The 25,143-nt window shown below is 61.2% G+C and carries 18 protein-coding genes and 2 pseudogenes; 13 read left to right on the plus strand and 7 right to left on the minus strand.

The window, feature by feature from the left end; all coding sequences use genetic code 11:
* Positions 1 to 283 precede the first annotated feature (283 nt).
* Positions 284 to 2,515: a LamG-like jellyroll fold domain-containing protein gene (locus tag ACR9ZC_RS26990; protein ID WP_481582598.1), complete on the plus strand. Its 2,232-nt coding sequence runs from the start codon at positions 284 to 286 to the stop codon at positions 2,513 to 2,515.
* Positions 2,516 to 2,617: 102 nt separating this feature from the next.
* On the opposite strand, the gene mnmE is transcribed toward ACR9ZC_RS26990, so the two are convergent.
* Positions 2,618 to 4,021, minus strand: coding sequence for a tRNA uridine-5-carboxymethylaminomethyl(34) synthesis GTPase MnmE (mnmE, locus tag ACR9ZC_RS26995; RefSeq protein ID WP_481582599.1), 1,404 nt, complete (start codon positions 4,019 to 4,021; stop codon positions 2,618 to 2,620).
* Between the two features lie 388 nt (positions 4,022 to 4,409).
* Between mnmE and ACR9ZC_RS27000 the strand changes: the two genes are divergently transcribed.
* Positions 4,410 to 4,832, plus strand: a complete 423-nt coding sequence (locus ACR9ZC_RS27000; RefSeq protein WP_173261296.1) for a transcriptional regulator — start codon at positions 4,410 to 4,412, stop codon at positions 4,830 to 4,832.
* A 100-nt stretch (positions 4,833 to 4,932) separates the two neighbouring features.
* Here the strand turns inward: ACR9ZC_RS27000 and yidC are convergent, their stop codons facing one another.
* From yidC to rpmH, 4 genes are read right to left on the minus strand one after another with little or no spacing between them, the layout of a single operon-like run.
* The gene (gene yidC, locus ACR9ZC_RS27005; RefSeq protein WP_481582600.1) at positions 4,933 to 6,618 is read right to left on the minus strand and encodes a membrane protein insertase YidC; all 1,686 of its coding nucleotides are present in this window, start codon (positions 6,616 to 6,618) and stop codon (positions 4,933 to 4,935) included.
* Positions 6,619 to 6,648: 30 nt separating this feature from the next.
* Positions 6,649 to 6,879, minus strand: coding sequence for a membrane protein insertion efficiency factor YidD (yidD, locus tag ACR9ZC_RS27010; RefSeq protein WP_173261300.1), 231 nt, complete (start codon positions 6,877 to 6,879; stop codon positions 6,649 to 6,651).
* 16 nt (positions 6,880 to 6,895) lie between these two features.
* The gene (locus ACR9ZC_RS27015) at positions 6,896 to 7,435 is read right to left on the minus strand and encodes a ribonuclease P protein component (protein WP_414720330.1); all 540 of its coding nucleotides are present in this window, start codon (positions 7,433 to 7,435) and stop codon (positions 6,896 to 6,898) included.
* Positions 7,436 to 7,445: 10 nt separating this feature from the next.
* Entirely contained in the window at positions 7,446 to 7,580 is a 135-nt protein-coding gene (rpmH, locus tag ACR9ZC_RS27020; RefSeq protein ID WP_133649748.1) for a 50S ribosomal protein L34, read from the minus strand.
* 433 nt (positions 7,581 to 8,013) lie between these two features.
* On the opposite strand from rpmH, the gene dnaA reads away from it, so the two are divergent.
* From dnaA to gyrB, 3 genes are all read left to right on the plus strand, one after another.
* The gene (gene dnaA / locus ACR9ZC_RS27025) at positions 8,014 to 9,621 is read left to right on the plus strand and encodes a chromosomal replication initiator protein DnaA (protein ID WP_481582601.1); all 1,608 of its coding nucleotides are present in this window, start codon (positions 8,014 to 8,016) and stop codon (positions 9,619 to 9,621) included.
* A gap of 229 nt (positions 9,622 to 9,850) precedes the next feature.
* The gene (dnaN, locus tag ACR9ZC_RS27030; protein WP_173261302.1) at positions 9,851 to 10,954 is read left to right on the plus strand and encodes a DNA polymerase III subunit beta; all 1,104 of its coding nucleotides are present in this window, start codon (positions 9,851 to 9,853) and stop codon (positions 10,952 to 10,954) included.
* A gap of 117 nt (positions 10,955 to 11,071) precedes the next feature.
* Positions 11,072 to 13,543, plus strand: coding sequence for a DNA topoisomerase (ATP-hydrolyzing) subunit B (gene gyrB, locus ACR9ZC_RS27035; RefSeq protein ID WP_481582602.1), 2,472 nt, complete (start codon positions 11,072 to 11,074; stop codon positions 13,541 to 13,543).
* 223 nt (positions 13,544 to 13,766) lie between these two features.
* Here gyrB and ACR9ZC_RS27040 read toward each other — a convergent pair whose 3' ends face one another.
* Complete coding sequence (locus ACR9ZC_RS27040) at positions 13,767 to 14,084, minus strand: YnfA family protein (protein WP_481582603.1); 318 nt, start codon at positions 14,082 to 14,084, stop codon at positions 13,767 to 13,769.
* A 279-nt stretch (positions 14,085 to 14,363) separates the two neighbouring features.
* Between ACR9ZC_RS27040 and ACR9ZC_RS27045 the strand changes: the two genes are divergently transcribed.
* The 7 genes and pseudogenes from ACR9ZC_RS27045 to ACR9ZC_RS27075 all read left to right on the plus strand — a co-directional run.
* Positions 14,364 to 14,558 (plus strand): YqaE/Pmp3 family membrane protein, encoded by a 195-nt coding sequence (locus ACR9ZC_RS27045; RefSeq protein ID WP_481582604.1) that lies wholly within the window; start codon positions 14,364 to 14,366, stop codon positions 14,556 to 14,558.
* Between the two features lie 1,718 nt (positions 14,559 to 16,276).
* A pseudogene (locus ACR9ZC_RS27050) lies at positions 16,277 to 17,413 on the plus strand (IS256 family transposase); the annotation flags it as partial.
* Between the two features lie 378 nt (positions 17,414 to 17,791).
* The gene (locus ACR9ZC_RS27055) at positions 17,792 to 18,256 is read left to right on the plus strand and encodes a hypothetical protein (RefSeq protein ID WP_481580383.1); all 465 of its coding nucleotides are present in this window, start codon (positions 17,792 to 17,794) and stop codon (positions 18,254 to 18,256) included.
* Complete coding sequence (gene istA, locus ACR9ZC_RS27060) at positions 18,246 to 19,745, plus strand: IS21 family transposase (protein WP_481580382.1); 1,500 nt, start codon at positions 18,246 to 18,248, stop codon at positions 19,743 to 19,745. Before ACR9ZC_RS27055 ends, istA begins: the two co-directional genes overlap by 11 nt.
* Positions 19,732 to 20,505 carry an IS21-like element helper ATPase IstB gene (istB, locus tag ACR9ZC_RS27065; RefSeq protein ID WP_481580381.1) on the plus strand — a complete coding sequence of 258 codons (774 nt, stop codon included), beginning with the start codon at positions 19,732 to 19,734 and terminating at the stop codon, positions 20,503 to 20,505. The genes istA and istB overlap by 14 nt, the downstream gene beginning before the upstream one ends.
* Positions 20,502 to 20,717 carry a hypothetical protein gene (locus ACR9ZC_RS27070; RefSeq protein ID WP_481580380.1) on the plus strand — a complete coding sequence of 72 codons (216 nt, stop codon included), beginning with the start codon at positions 20,502 to 20,504 and terminating at the stop codon, positions 20,715 to 20,717. Before istB ends, ACR9ZC_RS27070 begins: the two co-directional genes overlap by 4 nt.
* Positions 20,718 to 20,821: 104 nt before the next feature.
* Positions 20,822 to 20,968: pseudogene (locus ACR9ZC_RS27075) on the plus strand (IS256 family transposase); the annotation flags it as partial.
* Between the two features lie 222 nt (positions 20,969 to 21,190).
* Here the strand turns inward: ACR9ZC_RS27075 and ACR9ZC_RS27080 are convergent.
* The gene (locus tag ACR9ZC_RS27080) at positions 21,191 to 23,836 is read right to left on the minus strand and encodes an AAA family ATPase (RefSeq protein WP_481582605.1); all 2,646 of its coding nucleotides are present in this window, start codon (positions 23,834 to 23,836) and stop codon (positions 21,191 to 21,193) included.
* Between the two features lie 426 nt (positions 23,837 to 24,262).
* On the opposite strand from ACR9ZC_RS27080, the gene ACR9ZC_RS27085 reads away from it, so the two are divergent.
* Positions 24,263 to 24,589 (plus strand): low molecular weight protein tyrosine phosphatase family protein, encoded by a 327-nt coding sequence (locus tag ACR9ZC_RS27085; RefSeq protein ID WP_481582606.1) that lies wholly within the window; start codon positions 24,263 to 24,265, stop codon positions 24,587 to 24,589.
* Positions 24,590 to 25,143 lie beyond the last annotated feature (554 nt).

Raw genomic sequence — 25,143 nt, forward strand, 5'->3', positions numbered from 1 at the left:
CGAAGGCGGGAGGGCGCAACGATGCCATGCGTAACGAATTGCCGCCGCATGACTTCGTAAACGATGACCTCGCTGCGCATGCAGGGCCCGCGCCGCCGCTCAGATTTTTCCTACCTGAGTTTCCGCCGATGACTACCGGTAATCACGCTAATAAAAGGCAATTGCGTCTCCGTTAACGCAACAATGGAATGCCTTGGCTGCGAGAACGAACGTCTACGCGCAAACGTTTGCGTTCCCAGCGTGATCGATCGACAGCCCTGCCCAATTCACGGAAAGCCAACACATGGACGACTTGAAGAAGAACGAACAGGAAACGACGGTTTCGCGGCGGACGTTTCTCTATAGTCTCGGCGCACTGGTGCTCTCGGCCTGTAGCGGAGGAGGCGGCAGCGCCGGTGCAGCAGTGAGCCGCACGGCGAGCGCGGGCACGAGCACGGCGGCAGCCGGCCGGGCACTGGCACTCGTGGCCACAGGCGCCGCCGATATCACGACGAGCGGCGCCTTCGTTCATCCAGGCCTGCTGCATACGCAGGGCGACTTCGACCGGATGGCGCTGAAAGTATCGACACAAGCCTCGCCCTGGATCGACGGTTGGAACGTGCTCATCGCCAACAGTCATGCAAGCTTGACATGGACGCCTCGTCCTCAAGTGGAGGTCGATCGCGGCGGCACTGGCCCGCAGAATTACCCGGTGCTCTACAACGACATCGCCGCAGCCTACGCCTGCGCCTTGCGATGGAAGGTCAGCGGCGATAAGCACTACGCGGACAAGGCGGTGCAAATCATGAATGCGTGGTCGTCGACACTGCAGCGCCTCGGCGGCGACAGCAACGTCGACCTGGCGGCTGGGCTGTATGGCTACGAGTTTGCCAATGCGGGCGAAATCATGCGCAATTACAGCGGCTGGGCAACGGCCGACTTCGCCGCGTTCCAGACGATGATGCGCAACATCTTCTACCCGATCAATCACGATTTCCTGAATCGCCACAACGGCACCGAGATCACGCATTACTGGGCCAATTGGGATTTGTGCAATCTCGCTTCCGTGATGGCCATCGGCGTGCTCTGCGACGATCACTCGCTCTTCGACGAGGCGGTCAACTATTTCCTGAACGGCCCTGGCAACGGCGCCATCGCGCAAGCGGTCTACTATCTGCACCCTGGCTATCTGGGCCAGTGGCAGGAGAGCGGGCGGGACCAGGGACACAATACGCTCGGCATTGCGCTCGCCGGGGCGATCTGCGAGATGGCCTGGAATCAGGGCATCGATCTTTATGGGCACGACAATAACCGGTTCCTCGCCGGTGCCGAATACGTGGCGAAGGCGAACCTGCTTCAGCCGGACGGCACGACTTACTACACGGTGCCCTACGTCACTTATTCGAACGTCGACGTGACGCAAACGGCGTTCTCGACCGCGAGCCAGGGCACGATCCGCCCATGCTGGGCGCTCGTCTACAACCACTATGTCAACCGCAAAGGTCTTGCCGCACCCTGGTCGAAGCAATTCGCACTGAAGATCCAACCTGAGGGCGGCGGTGGAAACTACGGGCCGAACAGCGGCGGCTACGATCAGCTCGGCTACGGCACGTTGACGTGCACGCGTGACCCTGTGGTGCCGGCGGCCGCACCAAGCGGGCTGACGGCCTATCCTGCCGCCGGGCAGGTCGTGCTTTCATGGTGGGGCGTATCGAACGGCGCGAGCTACAACGTCAAGCGCGGCAGCAGTGCTGGCGGGCCCTACAGCACCGTCGCCACGGGCATCACGGACCCGCTGACCTACACGGACAGCCCGGCGGCGGGTACCTGGTATTACGTCGTCAGTGCCAGCACCGCCTCGGGCGAGAGCGGAAACTCGAACGAAGTCGTCGCCGTGACGGCCCTTGTGTTGCATACCGATTTGACGTTCGACGAAACCGCTGGCACGAGCGCCGCCGATGCGAGCGGCAACGGCCATGCGGGTACGCTCGTCGGCGGGGCCTCGCACGGGACGGGCAAACTCGGCAACGCCGTCGTGCTCGATGGTGCGAGCGGTCACGTCAGTTTGCCGAGCGATCTCGTTGCCGATGTATCGGACTTTACGATCGCCGCGTGGGTCTACTGGACGAAGTCGGTTCGTTGGGCGCGCATCTTTGATTTCGGCGCAGGCCCGGGCCGCTATATGATGCTCACCCCGATGGGCGGCGCGGGATTGGTGCGATTCGCAATCACGACGAACGGCCCGTATGGCGAGCGCCGCATCGACGGCAAGGCCCCGTTGCCGACGAACCAATGGACGCATGTTGCCGTGACGTTATCGGGTACGGTGGGTACGCTTTACGTCAACGGTGTTGCGGTCAACAGCGCCACCGACGTGATCTTTGCACCGTGGCGCATCGGCGAAACGGCTCAGAACTGGATCGGCCGCTCGCAGTTCTCGGCCGATCCGTATTTCTCCGGATCGATCGACGAGTTCCGCATCTACCGCGGGGCGATGTCGGCCGACCAGATCGCGACGCTTGCGCAAGGGGTGTGATCGACTGCTTGGCGTGGTAGGACAAAACCATGCGACTTTCCCGGCTGGGCGGAGCTATGAGTTCTGCCAGGCCTCGTCGAGCGGCACGATCGAAACGTTTGCCTACTTCCCAATACAAAACCTGCTGAAAATCACCCCCAACAGATCATCCGAGGTGAATTCGCCGGTGATCGAATTGAGCTCTTCCTGCGCGAGGCGCAGCTCCTCGGCAAACAGATCGAGCGATTGATTCCCGGCCTCGCCGTGCTCCGACGCAAGCGCAAGATGGTCCTGCGCCGCGCGCAGCGCGCGCAAGTGTCGCTCGCGTGCGAGATAAACGCTCTCCGTGCCCGCCTGCCAGCCGGCGATACGCAACAGCTCAGCCCGCAGCAAATCGATTCCTTCGCCCTTTTTCGCAGAGAGCCTCAGCTCGCATACTTCGCTATCCACTTCGGTCGCACCAAGCCGATCGAGCGTCGGCGCCAGCTCGGTCAAATCCGTCTTGTTCAGCACCCGCACGACCGGCACGCCCGCCGGAAAGCGCGCGGCAATGGTTGTGTCGTCGGGCGTCATGCCCGCACGCGCATCGAGCAGGTGCAGAACGACATCGGCATTTTCGATCTCGTTCCATGTCCGCGCGATGCCGATTTTCTCGACCTCGTCCTCGGTATCGCGCAGCCCGGCGGTATCGACGATATGCAGCGGAATACCTTCGATCTGGATCGTCTGCGCGACTTTGTCGCGCGTCGTACCGGCAATCGGCGTCACGATGGCGAGTTCGGCGCCCGCAAGCGCATTCAGCAAAGAGGACTTGCCGACGTTCGGCTGCCCCGCTAGCACGACGGCGAGTCCCTCCCGCAACAGTGCGCCTTGCTTCGCTTCGCCGAGCACCTGAGCGAGCCGCTCGCGCATGTGCGCGAGCTTGCCGCGCGCATCGGCCGCCTCGAGAAAATCGATCTCTTCCTCGGGAAAGTCGAGCGTCGCCTCGACGAGCATCCGCAGCGCGATGACTTCCTCGACGAGTGCATGAATGTCGCGCGAAAACGCCCCCTCGAGCGAACGGCCCGCCGAACGCGCCGCGGCCTCCGTGCTCGCCTCGATGAGATCGGCGACGGCCTCGGCTTGCGCGAGATCGAGCTTGTCGTTGAGAAAGGCCCGCCGCGTGAATTCGCCGGGCTCGGCAAGACGCAGAGCGAATGTATTGCCGGCATCGAGGCAGGACTGCAGCACCAGTTGCAGGACGACCGGCCCGCCGTGCCCCTGCAACTCGATCACATGTTCGCCGGTGTACGAATTCGGCGCCGGGAAATAAAGCGCAATGCCGCGGTCGAGGACCTTGCCGCCGGCATCGAGAAACGGCACATAACTCGCATGACGCGGCTCGAGCGTTTGGGCGAAGAGCGCCCGCATCAGCGCTTCGGCGGCCGCACTGCCCGCGCGGCCGCACGAGATGCGGACCACGCCGATTCCGCCGCGCCCCGGCGCGGTGGCAATGGCGACGATCGGATCCGAATCGGTAGCGAGCATGGTCATCCGGCTAATGCAGTGAGAGAACAGTCTTGCGTGCTGTGTTACGCCTCGCGCGACGCGGTGCAACGCCCAGGGGGCGAACACGGCAAGAGCGGCATTGTAGCGCGCCGTTGCCGCACCTTTCGGCGGTGTCCCACCGTGGACCGCGGCGCTCCTACCATAAATTAGATTTATCTCAATCGGGATAGTGTATTCTTCAGACGGAGTGAAGGTGCGATCACCGCGTCCGAGGTGAAACGCCCGTTCCAAGCGGGGATTCCTTGAAGAACTGAATTCCCTTGGCACGCGGGCGATCTACGCGATCTGGCTAAAACCGCGTTCCTGCAGGCTAAAACTGTCGTGAGTGGTTGTCTTCTTTGCTCCGGCTCGATTGCACAATTTTGCGATGCCTACCGCAGAAGAGAAAGCGGCGTTCTCGGAACGCCTCAAATTTGCCCTGCAGCGCAGCCCAGAGAAAGCGACGGGTGGGACGCAACTCGCGCTGCAGTTCAATTTGCGTCATCGCGGCGCGAGCCCGATCTCCCCGCAGACCGCGCATAAATGGCTCACGGGCCGAACGATCCCCACGGCCGACAAACTCGCGACGCTCGCCGATTGGCTGCGTGTCGATTTGCACTGGCTGCATTACGGGCCGGCGCCGACTGCATCGGCGCGTACGACGCCTAAACCGCTGCCGCGCGATGAAAAGTACCCGCTGACGCCCGAGACGATCGAATTGGCTTCGAAGATCGAAGCGCTTTCGCCGCATCACCGCTATCTCGTGCAAGAGCTGATCGAACAGTTCTACGGCGACGGCTCGGAGTCGTAATCCTCAGGAACCCGCCAAAAAAAATCGCCCGGTTTGCAACTTCACCGGGCGATTCCTTTTCAACGCCGCGGCCACGCCGCAGGCGTCGTTCAAACCAGCGTCAAGCCGTCTTTTCCTTCTTCCTGGCGCCCATCATGCGCGTGATGTAGTACTGCTGCGCGATCGACAGCACGTTGTTGACGACGTAGTACAGCACGAGGCCCGACGGGAAGAAGAAGAACATCACCGAGAACGCGATCGGCATGAACATCATCATCTTCGCCTGCACAGGGTCGGGCGGTGTCGGGTTCAGCTTCGTCTGCACGAACATCGAGACCGCCATCAGCACGGGCAGGATGTAGAACGGATCCTGTTGCGACAGATCGTGGATCCAGAGTATCCAAGGCGCGCCGCGCATCTCCACCGACGAGAGCAGCACCCAGTAAAGCGAAATGAACACTGGAATCTGGACGACGATCGGCAGGCAGCCGCCGAACGGATTGACCTTCTCCGTCTTGTAGAGCTCCATCAGCGCCGCGTTCATCTTCTGCGGATCGCTCTTGAAGCGTTCACGCAGTGCCTGCATACGCGGCGTGATCTCCTTCATCCGCGCCATCGACTTGTAGCTCGCCGCCGAAAGCGGAAAGAAGACGGCCTTGATCAGCAGCGTGAGCAGCACGATCGCCCAGCCCCAGTTGCCGACCAGACCGTAGATCTTCTCGAGCAGCCAGAACAGCGGCTTCGCGATGATCGTGACCCAGCCGTAATCCTTCACGAGATCGAGGCCGGGCGCGATACCTTCGAGCACGCGCTCTTCCTCGGGACCCGCGAAAAGCCGTGCCGATACATCGGCCGATTGTCCCGGCGCGAGCGTCGGAAGCGGCTGCTGCACGCCGACGCGGTACAGCGTCGGGTCGATCTGCTCGACGTAGTTGGTGCGTTTGGCGCCTTCGGCCGGAATCCAGGCCGTCGCGAAATAGTGCTGCACCATCGCGACCCAGCCATTGTTGGCGGAGCTCGCGTACTCGGCCTTTTTCTTGTCGATGTCGCTGAACGAGATCTTCTGGAAGTGATGCTCGTTCGTATAGACCGCCGGCCCGATGAACGTGTGCGAGAAGCGCGGCGTTTCGACGGGCTGGCTGTCGCGCACGAGCTCCATGTAGACCGTCGGCGTAACGGGGGCGGTGCCGACGTTCTCGACCTTGGTGTCGACGCCGATGACATAACTGCCGCGCGTGAACGTGTAGGTCTTGACGACTTTGACGCCGCCCTTGACCGGCGATTCGAGGCTGACCTGAAACGACTTCTGATCGCCCGTCAGCGCGCGCGGACCCGGCACGGGCGTGAAGATGTCATTGTGATAGGGCAGCTCGGCGCCGCTGGCGATGACGCCCGTGCGCGCGAGATAGGTGTGGTTGGCCGTGCGATCGAACAGCGTCACGTTCAGATCGGCCTGCTTCGGATCGCTGTTGCGCGTGAGCGTGAGCTTTTCGAGGGTGCCGCCGCGCGTATCGATTTCGCCCTGATAGACGTCCGTGCTGAACGGGATCAACTGAGCCGACGGCTGCGGGGCGCCTGCCACCGTCGCCGGTGCCGCGACGCCCGGTGCCGACGGCGCTTCGCCCTGGCCCGCGGCCGACGCGGCGCTGCTCGCGCTGCCCGGCGTCGCGCCCGTGCTCGCGGTGTGGGTCGCGGCCGGGTTCGGGAAGAACATCGACGGGCGTCCGTGCTCGCGCTGCCAGTTGTCGAACAGCATGATCGCTGACACGAAGAAGATCGCCCATAGGACGGTGCGTTTGATATCCATGCGTGGTCTCAGAGTCGATAAAGCGGCGCTTCAGCGCTTTTTCGAGGGTGCGGGTGGAACGAGGTCGATCCCGCCCGCGGAAAAGGGATGACAGCGACAAAGCCGCTTGAGCGCGAGGTAACTTCCGCGCGCGGCGCCATGATACTGGATTGCCTCGCGTGCGTAATCGGAACAGGAAGGATAAAAGCGGCACCGGTTGCCGAGCAGAGGGCTCAAGGCAATCTTGTACAAGCGCAGCAACGCGATCAGTACCGTTTGCATGGCGATGAAGCGGCGTTCATGGCCGCCCCGAACTCCGGTCGTCTTGCGCACCGCTCGACGGTCCGGGCGTGAGCCCCGGTTCCGTCGCCGCGGCACTGCTTTCGCGGCGCACGATTTCGCGCGCCACTTTGTCGAGCAACGTGTCGATCTCGGCACGAACGAGCGCCTTGAGCGGTCTCGACGCGGCGCTCGGATAAGCGGCCTTGTCGAAGCGCGCGGACAGGCGCAGTAGAACATCCCACCCGCCGAAATCGTCGCGGCGGACGCGAAACGCTTCACGCGCGAGGCGCCGCACGAGATTGCGCGTGGCGGCGCGCGGCGCGAACTTCTTGCCCGTCACGAGACCGAGGCGCGCATCGCTGCCCGTCGGCCTGGCGTAGACGACAAAATGCGCCGTTCGGCGCCACGGGCGTAAACGAAAAACGGATGAAAACTCATCCGTTTTGAGAAGCCTCGCGGCTTTGGGGAAGACGGCTCGCGCTCGCAACGGACCCAGCCCGACGGCGGCGTGCGCATGTCCCCGCGTTGCCGCGGGCGCCTGACGCGACGCGCTCAGGCGCCTTGCCTTAGATGGCGAGACGCTTGCGGCCCTTCGCGCGACGGGCGTTGATCACTTTGCGGCCGCCGACGGTCTTCATGCGAACGCGGAAACCATGGGTGCGCTTGCGGCGCGTCACGGAAGGTTGGTAGGTACGTTTCATGTCGCTCTCACTGGAGAATGGGCCGCGTGCACTTTGGCGCTGTCAGCTTGCCTGCAAACCGTGCAGGACAACGCCGAGAGGCAATCGACGGGGCCGGGAATCAGTTTTCGCTTTCGCGGGAACCCGCTATTTAAACCGGTTTTCTTTTGGTCGTCAATACGTTACGTTGATTTCGGATGCCCGCGCAAGGCCCGCGGGTGCGCATGCAGCGCTCGATCCGGCCCTGTGGATAACTCCCTGGCCGGCCGTGTTTGGCGGTAGAATCTCGCCTTATCTCAAGAATCCTGCACGTCGTCGCGAGTCCCATCGTTCGCCGCAAGTACTTGTTGCGAAAGGGTTTGTGGCGGGCTCGCCTGGCCGGTCCGGGTCCTTCGGCGCATCGCGCGACGAAGGCGGCGGCGAGTGACCGTGCACTAAAAACGACGTCACTTTGATGAACGAATTCTGGCAACACTGTTCCGCACTGCTGGAGCGTGAATTGACGCCCCAGCAGTACGTGACGTGGATCAAACCGTTGGCCCCGGTCGCCTTCGACGCCGCCGCGAACACATTGTCCATCGCTGCGCCGAACCGCTTCAAGCTCGATTGGGTCAAGAGCCAGTTTTCGGGTCGCATCTCCGATCTCGCGCGCGACTTTTGGCAGGCCCCCGTGGAAGTCCAGTTCGTGCTGGATCCGAAGGCTGGCCTGCGTGCATCGGTCGGCGGCGCGTCGTCGGTGCCTTTGCCGCGTGTTCCCGCATCGGTTGCAGCCGCGTTGGCGGCCAATGGCGGTATGCCGTCCGCGGGCGCTGCCTCCGGCGCCTCGCGCGGCGAGCCGAATGGCGCGCGCAGCGGGATGGGAGCGGGGATGAGTGCGGGGATGGGCGCGGCCGGCAATGGCGCGGGCGCGCACATGGCCGACGATGCCGCCGATAGCGACTTGCCGAGCGTCGATGCGAGCGAGGCTGCGGCTGCGCGGCGCACCTGGCGTCCCGGTGCGTTCGCCGGTCCTGGCGGTGCCGAGACCGATTCGATGTACGAGCGCTCGAAGCTCAATCCGGTGCTGACCTTCGACAACTTCGTGACCGGTAAGGCGAATCAGCTCGCACGCGCCGCGGCCATTCAAGTCGCCGACAATCCCGGCGTGTCGTACAACCCGCTGTTCCTGTATGGCGGCGTGGGGCTCGGCAAGACGCACCTGATCCATGCGATCGGCAACCAGCTGCTGCTGGACAAGGCGGGCGCGCGGATCCGCTACATCCATGCCGAGCAATATGTGTCCGATGTCGTGAAGGCCTATCAGCGCAAGGCGTTCGACGATTTCAAGCGTTACTACCATTCGCTCGATCTGCTGCTCATCGACGATATTCAGTTCTTCTCCGGCAAGTCGCGTACGCAGGAAGAGTTCTTCTATGCGTTCGAAGCACTCGTTGCCAACAAGGCGCAGGTGATCATTACGAGCGACACGTATCCGAAGGAGATTTCGGGTATCGACGATCGCCTCATCTCGCGCTTCGACTCGGGGCTCACCGTGGCCATCGAGCCGCCCGAGCTCGAGATGCGCGTGGCCATTCTGATGCGCAAGGCGCAATCCGAAGGCGTGAGTCTTTCGGAGGACGTCGCGTTTTTTGTGGCCAAGCATCTGCGCTCGAACGTGCGCGAGCTCGAAGGCGCGCTGCGGAAGATCCTCGCCTATTCGAAGTTCCACGGCCGCGAGATTTCGATCGAGCTGACCAAAGAGGCGCTCAAGGATCTGCTGACCGTGCAGAACCGGCAGATCTCCGTCGAGAACATCCAGAAGACCGTCGCCGACTTCTACAACATCAAAGTCGCCGATATGTATTCGAAGAAGCGTCCGGCGAATATTGCGCGGCCGCGTCAGATTGCGATGTATCTCGCGAAGGAACTCACGCAAAAGAGTTTGCCCGAGATCGGCGAGCTCTTCGGCGGGCGCGATCACACCACCGTCTTGCACGCGGTGCGCAAGATCGCCGACGAGCGCGGCAAGGATGCGCAGCTGAACCACGAATTGCACGTGCTGGAGCAAACGCTGAAGGGCTGAGCCGCGGCGGGCGGGTGCGGTCGGGGCATGGCGGGCCCTCCCTCCGATTTAGCGGAGTCGGTTTCTTTTTCAGGCACAATATTGGTTTAGCCGCCCTGGCTGCGCGGGTGGCGGGAAAGTGCGGGAAGTGGGCACAAAGCGCGGAGAAATGCGGGGCGTCGGCGCTTGAGTCGACGAATCTGCCGGGCGAGGCGGCTGGAGCCTGCCGTCCTATCAACGAAGGAACCCTATGCAACTGGTCAAGACCGAACGAGACAACCTCCTCAGGCCGCTGCAAACCGTGAGCGGCATCGTCGAACGCCGCCATACGTTGCCGATCCTCGCGAATCTGCTGATCACCAAGAACGGTCCGGACGTATCGTTTCTGTCGACGGACCTCGAATTGCAGATCACGACGCGGGCCGATTTCGGCGTGGGAGGCGAATCGGTTGCGACCACCGTCGCTGCGCGCAAGTTGCTCGATATCCTGCGCGCGATGCCCGATGGGCAGGTGAGCCTGACGCTGGCCGACAAGCGGCTGACGGTGCAATCGGGCAAGAGCCGCTTTGCGCTGCAGACGCTCGCCGCCGACGAATTCCCGACCGTCGCCCAGGCCAAGGATTACGGTGCGAGCCTTGCCGTCCCGCAAAAGACGTTTCGTCAATTGCTCGGTATGGTGCATTTCGCCATGGCGCAGCAGGACATCCGCTATTACCTGAACGGCATGCTGCTCGTCGTCGATGGTGGCCGGCTGATGGCTGTGGCGACCGATGGGCACCGTCTCGCGTATTCGTCGATGAAGATCGAGGGCGAGTTCCCGCGCCAGGAAGTGATCGTTCCGCGCAAGACGATTCTCGAGTTGCAGCGGCTGCTCGAAGACATCGACGATGTCGTCACGATCGATATCGCATCGACGCAGGCGAAGTTCACGTTCGGCCAGGTCGAACTCGTTTCGAAGCTGGTCGAGGGCAAGTTCCCCGATTTCCAGCGCGTCATTCCGAAGGCGCACAAGAACACGTTCGTGATCGGGCGCGACGAGTTGCAGCGTTCGCTGCAGCGCGCGGCCATTTTGACCTCGGACAAATTCAAGGGCGTGCGCTGCGTGATCGAGCCGGGGCAGTTGAAGATCATGTCGACCAACGCCGATCAGGAAGAGGCGCAGGAAGAGCTCGAGATCGCTTACCAGGGCGACACGATCGACATGGGGTTCAACGTCACTTATCTGCTCGACGTGTTGGCGAACCTGAAGGTCGACATGTTGCAGGTGAGCGTGGCCGACGCGAGCTCGAGCGCCTTGATCACCATCCCGGAGAACGAGGATTTCAAGTACGTCGTCATGCCGATGCGCATTTGATCCGACGGCCGGGAAGCAGCCAAGACCAAGGGGCGCAGCGCCCCTTTGGCGTTTATTTGGCAGACCGAAATACCGTACGTAGTACCCAGGCAGTAGATGCAAAACCGGAAGATACCCATGAGTGAACAGCACATTTCGCAGCCCGACAACAGCTACGGCGCCTCTTCGATTCAGATCCTCGAAGGTCTGGAGGCAGTCCGCAAGCGGCCCGGGATGTATATCGGCGACACGTCGGACGGCACCGGTTTGCACCACCTCGTATTCGAAGTGCTCGACAATTCGATCGACGAGGCCTTGGCCGGGTATTGCAATGAAATCCAGGTGACCATTCACGCGGACAATTCGGTTTCCGTCATCGATAACGGCCGCGGGATTCCGACCGGCGTGAAGCTTGATGACAAACACGATCCCAAGCGCAGCGCGGCCGAGATCGTGATGACCGAGTTGCATGCGGGCGGCAAGTTCGATCAGAACAGCTACAAGGTGTCCGGCGGTCTGCACGGCGTCGGTGTCTCGTGCGTGAATGCGCTTTCGAGCTGGTTGCGGCTGACGGTGCGCCGCGACGGCAAGAAGCACTTCATGGAGTTTCATCGCGGGGTGCCGCAAAACCGCGTGATCGAGGAAGTGAACGGCGAGCACGTATCGCCGATGCAATTCCTCGGCGATACGGAAAAGCGCGGTACTGAAGTGCATTTCATGGCCGACCAGGCGATCTTCGGTACCGTCGAATATCACTACGACATTCTGGCCAAGCGGATTCGCGAGCTTTCGTTCCTGAACAACGGTGTGCGGATTCGGCTGACGGACCAGCGTACGGGCAAGGAAGACGATTTCGCGTTCGTGGGAGGCGTGAAGGGTTTCGTCGAGTACATCAACAAGACGAAGACCGTACTGCATCCGACGATCTTCCACGTAGTCGGTGAGAAGGACAGTGTCGGCGTGGAAGTCGCGATGCAGTGGAACGACAGCTACAACGAAAACGTGCTGTGCTTCACGAACAACATTCCGCAGCGCGACGGCGGCACCCATTTGACGGGGCTGCGCGCGGCGATGACGCGCGTGATGAACAAGTACATTGCCGATCACGAAATCGCGAAGAAGGCCAAGGTCGAGACCTCGGGCGACGATATGCGCGAAGGGTTGTCGTGCGTGCTATCGGTGAAGGTGCCCGAGCCGAAGTTCAGTTCGCAGACGAAGGACAAGCTCGTCTCGTCCGAGGTGCGTGCGCCGGTGGAAGAGGTCGTGGCTAAGGCGCTCGAAGAGTTTTTGCTCGAGACGCCGAACGACGCGAAGATCATCTGCGGGAAGATCGTGGATGCCGCGCGTGCGCGCGATGCTGCGCGCAAGGCGCGCGAGATGACGCGACGCAAGGGCGTGCTCGACGGCGTGGGCTTGCCGGGCAAGCTGGCCGATTGCCAGGAGAAGGACCCGGCGAAATCGGAGATCTACATCGTCGAGGGCGATTCCGCAGGCGGTTCGGCCAAGCAGGGCCGCGACCGCAAATTCCAGGCGATTTTGCCGCTGCGCGGCAAGGTGCTCAACGTCGAGAAGGCGCGCTATGACAAGCTGCTTTCATCCGAGCAGATCGTTACGCTGATTACCGCTCTGGGCTGCGGGATTGGCAAGGAAGATTACAACCTCGACAAGCTGCGCTACCACCGCATCATCATCATGACCGACGCGGACGTGGACGGTGCGCATATTCGTACGCTGCTTTTGACGTTCTTCTATCGGCAGATGCCGGAGATGATCGAGCGCGGGTACATCTATATCGCGCAGCCGCCGCTTTATAAGGTCAAGGCTGGCAAGGACGAGCGTTATCTGAAGGATGGCGCCGAGCTCAATGCGCACATGCTGCGGCTTGCGTTGCAGGGGTCGGAGCTTATGGCGAACGAAGGCGCGGTGCCGATCGCCGGCGATGCGTTGGGCGAGTTGGCGCGGTCGTATTTGTTGGCGCAGGGCGTGGTGGAACGGCTGGCGCGGATTTATGATGCGAGCGCGTTGGAAGCGGTCATGGATGGCGTGGCGATCGATCTGACGAGCGAGGCTGGGGCGGCGGCATCGGCCGAGGCGCTGCAGGTTGCGCTGCGCAGCGATCCGTTGAAGCCTGAGGTGAGTGTCTATCCGCAGTATGACCCTGTGCGCGAGCTGCGCTCGTTGCGCGTCGAGCGGCGGCATCACGGCAATGTGAAGGTTTCTGTGATCGACGAGGAGTTCTTGTTGACGGCCGATTATCAGCAGCTCGTGAATACGGCGAATACGTTTAAAGGGTTGATTGGGGTTGGGGCGGTTATCAAGCGTGGTGAGCGTAGTATGGCCGTTACGGACTTCAAGAGCGCTATGCGGTGGTTGATCGCAGATGCGGAGCGCAATGTTTCCAAGCAGCGGTATAAGGGGTTGGGAGAGATGAACCCGTCGCAGCTTTGGGAAACGACGATGGATCCGAATGTGCGGCGGTTGCTGCGCGTGCAGATCGAGGATGCGATCGCGGCGGATGGGATCTTTACTACGCTTATGGGGGATGAGGTCGAGCCGCGGCGCGCGTTTATTGAGAGTAATGCGCTTCGGGCGGGGAATATTGATGTTTGAGGTGTTTGGTCGGGCTGTAGGGTGACAGAGTAAGTGCGATTGGGGCCGAAGTTGCGCGGCTATGCGATAAGGTCGTGCGACAGCCCTACGCCCGCTGGCGTGCGGCGGCGCTCGGCTACGATGCATCATTTGCCGACTCCGTCGGGCGGACCTTCGGACGGCCGGTCTGCATCAGTGCGCCGCCGCGTGAACGAGTGTCGTGCCCTTCGTGCGAGCGCCAATATCAGCGCGGCTGAAATGCGATGATCGCCATTCCGAGCAGAGAGAATGCCACACCGGCCAAGTCCCAGGCTGTGGGCCGCATGCCCTGGACGAGCCAGAGCCAGATCAGCGCAACTGAGATATAAACTCCGCCATAGGCCGCATAGACGCGGCCCGCAGCACTTGGATGCAGAGTCAGAAGCCACGCAAAGATGGCAAGCGACAGCGCGGCCGGTATCAACAGCGCAACGCTTTTCCCCTCCTTGAGCCACAGGTACGGGAGATAGCAGCCAATTATTTCGGCAAGCGCTGTAGCGACGTACAGGCTAAAGGTTCTCATTGCTTGATGACGAGGCGAATTCTTGGAGATGCTACCCCAGAAGGCACGGAGTCATGCGACGCGATATTCTGCTCGACATGGATTCCGACAAGCGCATCGCCGAGAATGTCGCCATGTCATCGAGGACAACGGGGACATCGGCTCACCGCGGTAGTTTCCAGGCAGGATTTCGGCTCAAAGGAGCGGTTCCGGAAAAGCTGGAAAGAGTTTCGGCGTAATTCGCTCCATACTGGCTGGCTGCCGGTATCAACAACAACGTTAAACCACACGAGGAAAAAAATGCGCCTTTTGCTTGCCCTGATCGTGCCGTGGCTCCAGTTCTTCACGATTGGCCGGCCGTTAGCGGGGATCGTTTGCCTCTTGCTTCAACTCACAATCATTGGTTGGGTGCCCGCCGCTATATGGTCGGTGTACGCGTTGAGCCAGTACAAGACAGACCAGAAGATTGAGCGAGCGCTCGCCAGCCGAGAATGAGTGGAGCACGAATGAAAGCGGTGGAGGAAAGACGCCTAATGTCGATTTCCCCTCGGGTGCGTTCACGCATGGGGCGCTTGTTCATTTTTGCTCGCCTATCAGCTTGTCGCTTTGATGCGATTTTTTCAACATTTCGACGGACCCGCCCGGTGACCTCGGTGAGGACGGCGCGTTGCGGGCATACGCATAGGAGAACGCTGGCTACCGGAGGTTGCCGGCAGCAATGAACAATGACATTGATTAGTGCATCAAACTCAGTGAGACGACCCGCGATCGTTACAGGACTGGCATACCTATTCCTGACGTCCGTGTTCACCATGATTCGCGCGTACGACGCAAACGCCTCCATTGGCAGGATCCCTCTCTATCCCGGCAGTGCGTTTCCCGTCGCGGATCAATGGACGTGGCACGGAATTCAAATCCCGCTGACTGTGGTTGTCACGGTCGGCTTGTTCCGTGGTTGGCGTTGGGCGAGATGGCTCGCACTCGCCGTATTTGTAGTTGCTTCTGTCGTCGCAGCTCCCCTGTGGGACCTGCGGGCAGCGCCATCGTACGTGTTCCTGTTGACATTGAATGTTGTAGCCTACGTGCTGCTCTTTCTCATACCAGGGGCGACGGTCTATTTTTCTCGCTCGAGCCGGCCTGAGCGGGCTTTCGCATGGCGAGGGGCTCTTGGCACGACCTTGCTAATTTTTGCGATCTTTACGGCCCATAGCATCGGCTTTGCCTCCTTATGGAAGAATGGGAGCGCCGAATACACGTGGGGGAGCACGGCCATCTTTCTGGTACCGACCCTTGCGCTCAGTGCACTTGTTCGCTGGGATCTCCAGCGTTCTGCCCGGGAGACCGCGGCGGCATTGATGGCCGTGACCGTCGCCCTGGCAAGCTCGCAGGTCACCGCGTTTATCTTAGTAGTACGTGGTTGGCAGCCCGTTGCGACGCGTCGGTTAGGCTGGCGTCACAGTCTGCTTCTGACCGTCGCTCTAGGATTCGCAGCACTTGCACTTGCGGCATGGGCCGTACGCGCTCGAAAGATTGCCGCAACGTGACCAGCGTCGGTCGCATGCCGTTGGGGCATGGGTTACAAAGATCGCAGCGTATTGGGATCTTCTGCGCCGGGGTGCTGATCGCTCTGCTTATCGTTTTCACACACAATCCGCTTAACGGTTAAATCGCTTGGATAGCTCCGACGGGCCACAATGCCCGCGGCCCACACTGAATGAATTGAAGGCAATGAACCAAGCGATATCGACTGTAATATGGCTTTGAGCAGGCAGCGCTGCAGCGGTGATGAATCGAGAAATCTTCCCGTTTGGCTGTCATCGGTTGTGCAGTGGCGGCAGCTGCCGCCGTGATGTCCTGGCCCAAGCGCGCGGCGGCCTGCACTCGGGCCAAAGTTGCTTTGATCACTAGACAAACAGGGCTGGTGTCGGTTGGCGCGCCCTTACGTGGCGGGGTTCGAGGAGATGGTCGCCAAGCTAAATCGCGGCGAACCGTTGGGCAGATCAACCCGTGTTGAGTAAGTCTGAGCGGTGATCCGCTTACTGCTAACCGATCGATCGTGGGCTTCCACGACCGGCGGGAATCGGCCAAAAGCGGGCAGTCAGGCTAATCCTGAGGCGAACGCTCAAGCGTCTGATCCCCTCCGAAACCCGCCGGAGAGCCTGTCAGAATTTTAGTGTGCCGAGGTCATGAGACGATAACGGAAATTACGTCCTATGACCGAAGCAACCGTGACCAAGAAGAGCAAGAACCCGAAGGCGCCGAAATTGTTCCCTGACGAACTGGTCGATCAACTGCTGGCGCAGATTCAGAACAAGGATGCCGAGTCGGTTCTCGGCGAATCGGGCCTGGCCGGGCAACTGAAGAAGCGACTGGCTGAGCGCATGCTGGCAGCGGAGCTCACGCATCACCTGGAGAACGAGGCTGAGCAAGGCAAGGCCGGCAACCACCGCAACGGTACGAGCCCCAAGACGGTCCTCACGCCCAACGGCGAACTGAATCTGGACATTCCGCGCGATCGGCAGGCGACGTTCGAGCCGCAGCTAGTGGGCAAATATCAACGCCGGCTGCCAGGCTTTGATGACCACGTCATCAGCATGTACGCGCGCGGCATGAGCGTGCGCGAGATCCAAGGCCATTTGCTGGAGCTATATGGCCTACAGGTGTCGCCCGACCTGATTTCGACCGTCACCGATGAGGTGCTGGCCGAAGTCGAACAGTGGCAGCAACGCCCCCTCGAAGCGATGTATCCGATCGTGTATTTCGACGCACTTCGGCTGAAGATTCGCGACGAAGGCACGGTCAAGAACAAGGCGGTGTACCTCGCGCTGGGCATTCGGGCCGACGGCCGTAAGGAAGTGCTGGGTTTGTGGATCGAGCAAACCGAAGGCGCCAAGTTCTGGCTGAAGGTCTTCAACGAACTGAAGAACCGCGGCTTGCACGACATCCTGATCGCCGTCGTCGATGGCTTGCGCGGTTTCCCCGAGGCGATCGAAGCGGTGTATCCGGCCGCCCAGATCCAGACATGCATCGTGCACCTGATCCGCAATTCGCTGAATCTGGCGAGCTGGAAGGACCGTAAGCCGTTGGCTGCGGCGCTCAAGCCGATCTATCAGGCCGCCACCGCCGAAGCCGCTGAGGCGGCGCTGCAAGCCTTCTCGCAAAGCGAATGGGGCAAGAAATTCCCAACGGTCGCCGCGATGTGGCAGCGCCAATGGGAACAAGTCATCCCATTCTTCGCCTATCCGCCGGAAGTACGCAAAATCATATACACGACCAACGCGATCGAGAGCATGCACATGCAGTTGCGTAAGATCGTCAAGAACCGCGGTCACTTCCCAAGTGTGAACGCCGGTCCAAATCCGACACTAAACGACGGCGTTCCGGAATCGAGCCACTGAGCGGCCGGATCTTATTGCGCGATGTGTAGGGAAGGTTGCGCTGGGCATTGACGACGCTTTGCGCGTCGTAAGGAGCCCGTAGGGCGAGTGCAGACGCGCAAAGCGCGTTGGGAGATGACGGCGGGAAGCGGTTGCGGTAGAAAGGCACAGCGCCGAAGAAACCACCGACGCGACCCCGGCTAAACCGCCAAGTTAACCCCGGAGTCGCGCCACACAAGTCAACGTGCAAAGCCAGGGGCTTTAACACAGGGAGCGCGTGCAGCCGCAGTATTCCACGGCTGGCGCGCTCCTGTCTATGCGTTCGTCTTCGGCGTTTCGATCGGAGCGCCGATGACCGAAGGCTATTGCCAAGAGCAGCCCACGGGCCGCCTGTTCCTTTGCGCCCGCTGTCGGGCACAGGTGTTCATTTGTCGCCGCTGTGATCGCGGCCAGATCTATTGCGCCAACGGCTGTGCGCAAGCGGCTCGCCGCGCGAGCCAGCGCGAAGCGGCCCAGCGTTACCAGCACTCTCGCCGTGGACGTCTCGCCCATGCGCAGCGCGCCCGGCGTTACCGGGCACGAATCAATAAAGTGACGCATCACGGTTCACTCGCGACGGCGTCCAGTGCTCTACTGGCTGCGGAGTCGATGCGCGCCGCCTTCGCTCATCATCGCGTCACGGCATCAGTGCCGACGGCGACGCATTGCCACCTATGCGGCAATGCGTGTTCGCCGTTCGTACGCCTTGGCCCGCTGCGCCGTCGAGCTTTCCATTCCATCTACCGATTGCGGGGAGGCTCTGAAGGTGACGATTGACGCTGAACTCGAAGCCCATATCCTGCGGCTCTATCACGTCGAGAAGTGGCGCTGCGGCACCATCGCGCGGCAACTGCACGTGCATCGCGACACCGTCAAACGGGTGCTCGCGCAGGCCGGCTTGCCGCGCCATGGATCGGCGCCGCGCTCTTCGATGATCGAGCCATATCTGCCGTTCATTGGCCAGACGCTCGAGAAGTATCCGACACTCACCGCCAGTCGCCTTTACGGTATGGTGCGTGAGCGCGGCTATCAGGGCGGCCCCACGCACTTCCGGCATCTGATCTCGCTGCACCGGCCGCGCCCGCCTGCCGAGGCGTACCTGCGGCTGCGCACGTTGCCCGGCGAACAGATGCAATGCGATTGGGGGCACTTCGGTCACTTGCAGATCGGCCGAGCGCGCCGGCCCTTGATGGCCTTCGTGATGGTGCTCTCATACTCGCGCGATCTGTATCTTCGGTTCTTCCTCGACGCGCGCATGGAGAACTTCCTGCGCGGCCATATCGGCGCCTTCACCTGCTGGGGCGGGCTCGGCAGGGTCATCCTCTACGACAACCTGAAGAGCGCCGTGCTCGAACGCCAGGGCGAGGCCATCCGTTTCCATCCGACGCTGCTCGCCTTCGCCGCGCACTATCGCTTCGAGCCCAGGCCGGTGGCCATTGCGCGCGGCAATGAGAAGGGCCGCGTTGAGCGTGCGATTCGACATGTCCGCGACGCGTTCTTCGCGGCCAGGCAGTTCACCGATCTGGACGATCTGAATGCGCAAGCCGAGCACTGGTGCCGCACGCAGGCGGCCGATCGCCCGTGCCCGGAGGATCGCATGATCAGCGTGCGCCAAGCATTTACTCAAGAACAGCCAACGCTGCTTGCGCTGCCCGAGAACCCGTATCCCGTCGAGGAAACGCTCGCCGTCAAAGTCGGCAAGACGCCCTACGTGCGCTTCGATCTGAACGACTACTCGATCCCGCACACGCACGTGCGGCGCACGCTCACGATACGCGCCGATCTCGAGCAGGTACGTGTGCTCGATGGCGCCGAGATCATTGCCCGCCACGCTCGCAGTTTCGACCGCGGCGCGCAAATCGAAGAGCCCGTTCACATCGAGACGCTCGTCGGCGTCAAACGCGAGGCCCGGCATCATCGCGGAATGGATCGCTTGGCCAAAGCCGCCCCTGCTAGCCAAGACCTGCTGCGCCGCGCGGCTGAACGCAATGCGAATCTGGGCACCATCACGGCGGCGTTGCTGCGTCTGCTCGAACGATACGGCGCTGCGCAATTGCAGGCCGCAATCGGAGATGCGCTCGAAAGCGGCGTTCCGCACCCGAACGCCGTGCGCTTGGCGCTGGAGCGCCGCCGCGAAGAGCAGCAGCTACCGCCGCCGCTTGCCGTGTGTCTGCCACCGCACGTACGCCAGAAGGACACGCCGGTTCGACCACACCGGCTCGACACCTACGACCAACTCGCCGGAGGCTCCGATGAGCTCGCTTGAATCATTGCGTACGCGCGCACAGGAATTACGTTTGCACGGGCTGTTGGCCCACTGGCCGGAAGTTGCGCAGCAGCCGTGGGTCGCCCCGCTCGTGCAGTGGGAAGAAGACGAGCGAGCCCGTCGCTCGCTCGAGCGGCGCATCAAGGAAGCGCATCTGGGTGGATTCAAAGCCCTATGCGACTTCGATTGGGCTTGGCCGTCACGATGTGATCGCGGCGCCATCGAGGATCTGATGACGCTCGGGTTCATGAAGGACGCCGCCAACGTCGTGCTCATCGGCCCGAACGGCGTGGGCAAGTCGACGCTAGCGAAGAACATCGCGCATCAGGCGCTCGTGCATGGGCATACGGTGCTGTTCACCACCGCCGGCAACATGCTGGGCGAACTGGCCGCGCTCGATAGCGATTCAACGCTGCGCCGGCGCCTGCGTCGCTATGCTGCGCCCGACGTCCTTGTAATCGACGAGGTCGGATACCTCTCGTACTCGAATCGCCATGCGGATCTGCTGTTCGAACTGATCAGCCGCAGATACCAGAACAACAGCACGATCGTGACATCGAATCGACCGTTCGCCGAATGGCACGAAGTGTTCCCCAACGCTGCCTGCGTCGTCTCGCTCGTCGATCGCCTGGTGCATCTGGCCGAGGTCATCTCGATCGAAGGCGAATCGTACCGCCTGAAAGAAGCTCGCGAGCGGGCTGACAAACGCGCCCGCCAGCGCAGTCCCGGCAAATCGGCCAAGGGAGGGCAGACATCATGAAAGCCCCGCTGTTGCCTTCCGGTCGAACGCGCGGCCTGAGCTTCGTCGTGCCCGATGATTGGACGCCCGAGCAGGCGCTCGCCGTGTTCGAGCTACTCGACGACCTGCGTGAAGTGATTTGCGCCCGATATCTGCCCGACATGCAGCGGGTCCTACGTGACGATCGCCGGCAACACGAGCTGCCGCTCAACGAGTGCGATCCGCCGTTCTGATCGATGTCATTGACGACAAAGGGGCCCACGCGGCCCCTTTGTTCTTGAGTGATTCGCTCAACCTTGCGCCGTCGTTTAGCGTCGGTTTTACACCGGCGCTAACACCAAGCGACGAAGCCGCCAGCAAACTGCTGTACCTGGCCTTGCGCAACATCGAAAAGGATTGGAAGATGCCACCGATCACTTGGCGGCAAGCAGTCAATCAGTTCGCCATCCTGTTCGGCGAGCGATTCACCGCCGCCATCAGCTGAGATTTTTAACCGACCTCAGCACACAAACTTTCTGACACCTCCCCGCCGGATGGAGTGCTTCGCCATCTGGGCGGAAGCCGACCTTCACGTTCAGCGGAAAGAAAGGCTGCTATGTGACAGCCTTCTGTCACTCAGCGCACTTGCAGTCTGAACGGCAGCATTCCCTCCCGCCTGCCGTCGTGTGAGTCGCCCGGAAGCATATCCGGGGTCCGGAAGCCACCATCAGGCCTGCGGAGCCTCGATCGCCTCGTCGAGCTTGATGACGGTCTCGAGCATGCGCCGAACGATCGTCGCGTCGAACTCTTCCGCCCGGTCCGCTTCATGGGTTCCCTTGTTCAGGTAGTTCCATTCGAGTTTGTGCTTCTCGCCATATCCAAGCATCTCGCCCAGGTGTGGTACGACCTCCTGGAACACCGTCACGTCCTTCCTACTGAGGAACTGGTGAAGCCCCGTCGCCAAGCTCATAAGGTCAGGGTCTCCCGGCCCCCTCATCCCCACACTTATCTGCGCCGACAGCTTCTTATTTGCAATCTTCTTCCAGAGACGGTTGAGTTCTTCTTCGAAGGCCTTCCGGACGTAACTCAGGGAGTCGCGCGTACGCCCTTCTTCGTGGCTTCGGACCGCCACCGTGAGGTAGTGGCGGGGCGAGTCGAGCTTCACCGTGATCTTCTTGGCGGCGAACGGCACGAGGAAGTCGATTCGGGTCACCGTTTCCTCGTACTTTTTCATTGGCACGGCGTTCTCGAGGCGCTTCACGAAATCCTCACCGTGGGTCGTGACGATGAGTTGTCTTTTGCCGACTTCTTCCGGATTTAAGATGAGGTCGATGATCGCGCCACGGTGCTCATCGTCGATCGAGTTCACCACATCGTCGAATATCAGGAACGGGACGCGGTCCATGGTGATCTTCGCCAGCAGGATCGCGAGCCCGAGGCACCGAATGTGACCTTCGCTGAGGACCTGGAGCGCGTCGCACCTGTCCCCGTTTTCGAACTCGATGTCTATCCTCGTCCCCACAGCCGTCGGCAACCTCAGGGACTTTAGCCTGTCGGAAGGGTGGTCGTTCTTATTGATCTCGTTGTAGAACTTGAGCGTCTTTTCGTTGAGATCCGCGGCCAGGGCCAACGGCAGTCCGGCGTTGTAGGCCAGGAGCTTCTCGCGAAGCGAGACGTAAGCGATGCCGTAACTCAGGTTTCTCGCGACTCCCGGTTTCTCTGCTTCCGCTTCCCTGATGAGTTCCTCGTTCTCCCGGTTGAACTTCTCGATAGCCTGCGTCGCTTCCGTCTCGCTCTTCGCGTTCGTAGCGATAAGGGTCGAGATGGCCACGATTTCCTCGAGGTCCTTGGAGATCGCGAGGTTAGCATCCTCGAGCTTCTTGATCGCGGCCTCGGATTGTTCGACCTTTCCGTTATGGGTCGCGGTCGCGTCCTTCAGCGCCTGAAGGAGCTCGCGCTTTGCCGGCACGGCTCGGAGGAAGGTCTCGATGCCCGCCGCATCCTTCGCGTCGGAAGCCTCGGCGCTGAACGAGCCGACCTCGGGTGCTCCGGCGAACCCGACAGCAGCGGCGGACGCCGGAAGCTTGGCGATTTTCGCAAGCAGGTCCGGCCAGCCGAGGTTGAGGGCCTCCCGGATTTCCTTGATCCGCCCTTCGGCCCTCAGGGCGGCGTCGAATTGCTTCAGCTTTTCCTCCGCGTTGCCGTACGGGTCGACCGGAACGGCGAGTTGACCGTCGCGGTAGAGTTCGGAGGCGCACGCGGGACACTCGTTCCCGAACCTTTCGCGGTTCCCCAGAATCGCGCCGTAAAGGTCCCGAAGGGAAAGCTGATCCTTGTACTGATTGAGGAACCATTCCGATTCTGCTTTCTCTTTGATGAGCCGGAGCAGTCCGTCCGCGTCGGCTAGGATGTCGTCCGTCCCTGGATCAGCGGCCGTTTTAAGGTTCTGCAGGCGGCCGATTTCGGTGTTGTTAGCCTTTTGCTTGCCACCGTTGCCTTCGGGGCCGGTTAGGGCTGCCTTGATTTCGTCGAGGTCCTTGCACTCCGGATATTTCCTGAGCAGCACAGCGCCTCGCGTTTCGGCGGTTTTGGCTTTCACCGGGAGGCCTTCGAGGATCGCCTGGTGTCCGGCGATGCCCTTCGCCCGGTCCGCGAGACCCTTCCCCTTTTTTCCGACGCAGTCCAGGTAAGGGTCGAGGCTCTCGTTGAACTGCGTTGCGAACGCGTTGAACTCTTCCAAACCGAACAGCGCCGCCAACCGCGCCTGCTGGGCGGCCGGGGTATTGGCCGCCACCCGCGCGAATCCGTCGATCCGGTTCTTTTCGATGAAGCTGAATTCGAAACTGCGGGGGTCCGCTTTTACTTCGATTCCCTTCTCCTTCGCGGTATCTCCGTACAGAACGGGTTTCGCCGACTTCCTCGAAGTTGCGTTCCTGATGTAGTCCGAGACGGGGATCCGCTTCGAATCCGCTTCGTGGATCGAGGCAAGCAATCCGTATTCGAGCGCCTCACAGAGACTCGACTTTCCCGTCCCGTTCGGCCCATAGACGAACGTGTACGGGTTTTTGAATTCGAAAGTGTGCTTCTCGGAAAACCCACGAAAATGCTCGACCTCCACTTTGGTAAGCCGGACGATCTCCCTCTCGTTGGCATTCGCTTCGTCGGCCGCGATTTCGAGTGCCGGAGGCGCTGCCTCCCCCTTGTCGACGATCAGTTTCGCCAAAACTTTCCCGCGCCGGCCTCCGGCCGTCCCGACCGCCGCGACTTCGTCGAACCCTCCCAGCATGAGGTTGGCCAGCTTTTTCTCTTGTCCGGACAGAGTCGGGGCCGATTTGGCCAAGAAGCGTTTGAATTCGACTAGAGACTTGGACATATCCATTCGCGGAGCTGTTGTTATCGGTTATACGGTCGGGCGCGGATCGTCGGCACGATGCCTTTATTCTATTCCAAAGTATTTTCAGGGAAGCCATGTTCGACGTTTCGCGGAAGACGGCGAGATTTAAAGCGACGACTTTTAGCCCGTAGCGGACGCATAACACCGACACAGTCGCCGTCCACTTCGGTCGAGGTGTTGTCGGGCAAAAAGCTTGCTCTCCGTCCGCTCGAATCAGTTTCCTGCCATTGGGAGCCTAAACCCACGAACGTCCGGATTGGGTCGGCTGCGGTCTTCTGCTCAAAGCACGGGTGGCGCTTCAGGCACACGGCGACATCGGGAAGAGGTCGACCGGCAGTGGTCAGTCGACATGAAAATCTGGATCATCGACAATGACGCGGTGCCCTTACCTTTGGGTGGTGGAAGTTGACGCGAGCGCTATTCATCTGCAGCCGGAACCGACTGCGGAGCCCAACCGCGGAACAGGTATTTTCCTGTTGGCCCGGCATCGAGGCGGATTCAGCGGGCCTTGCTGCTGATGCGATAACGATCGTGTCGGACGAACAAATCACGTGGGCGGAAATAATCTTTGTCATGGAACGCGCGCACAAGGTCAAGTTGTCGAAGAAGTTCGGTTCCCTCCTAAAGGGAAAAAGGGTTATGTGCCTCGACATTCCCGACAAGTACGCATTTATGCAACCAGAACTCATCGCCGTACTGGAACAAAAGGTCGGAAGGTTTTTGCGGTCGTGAGCGGGATCGAGTGAACTGTCTGCCATCGCACGAACGGAATAACTGACGGGACGTACCCCTGAAACTACTTTCTCCTTTCGATTGTTCGGCATGGCTCAAGAGTAACGGTTGACGTGAAGACCCATACGGGCGGACTGGATTTCGTTGACCTCTAGCGGGCCAAAATAATCGTTGGCGTAGACGCCCGCGCAATTGGCGAATGGCTGCGCAGGTGTCGGCGACGCAGGGGGCGTCGCTCCCGCCAGCGCGCCCGTGGGTATCGAATACTGCGCGAACACCGTAAAAAAACGTCGGCCAATCCTTCTGGGACTTGCCGTACTGCACGAGATCGAGGAGCTGGTACGCGAGCGCTTCGGGGCACGCCGACTGGCGCCGCGTTGGTGAGCACGATAATGCCGATGTTCATCGACGGCACGACCATGAAGGCAGTCTCGCGGCGCCGGTGGTGAATGCTCCGGAATGATTGAACATAACGCGGCCACTGTCTGTCGTGGTCACGGCGAAGCCGAATGCCGTAATAGGAGGCCGGCAACGTCGCATTGGCGGCGCGGGTC

This window comes from Trinickia sp. HAY1-2D, assembly GCF_056754935.1.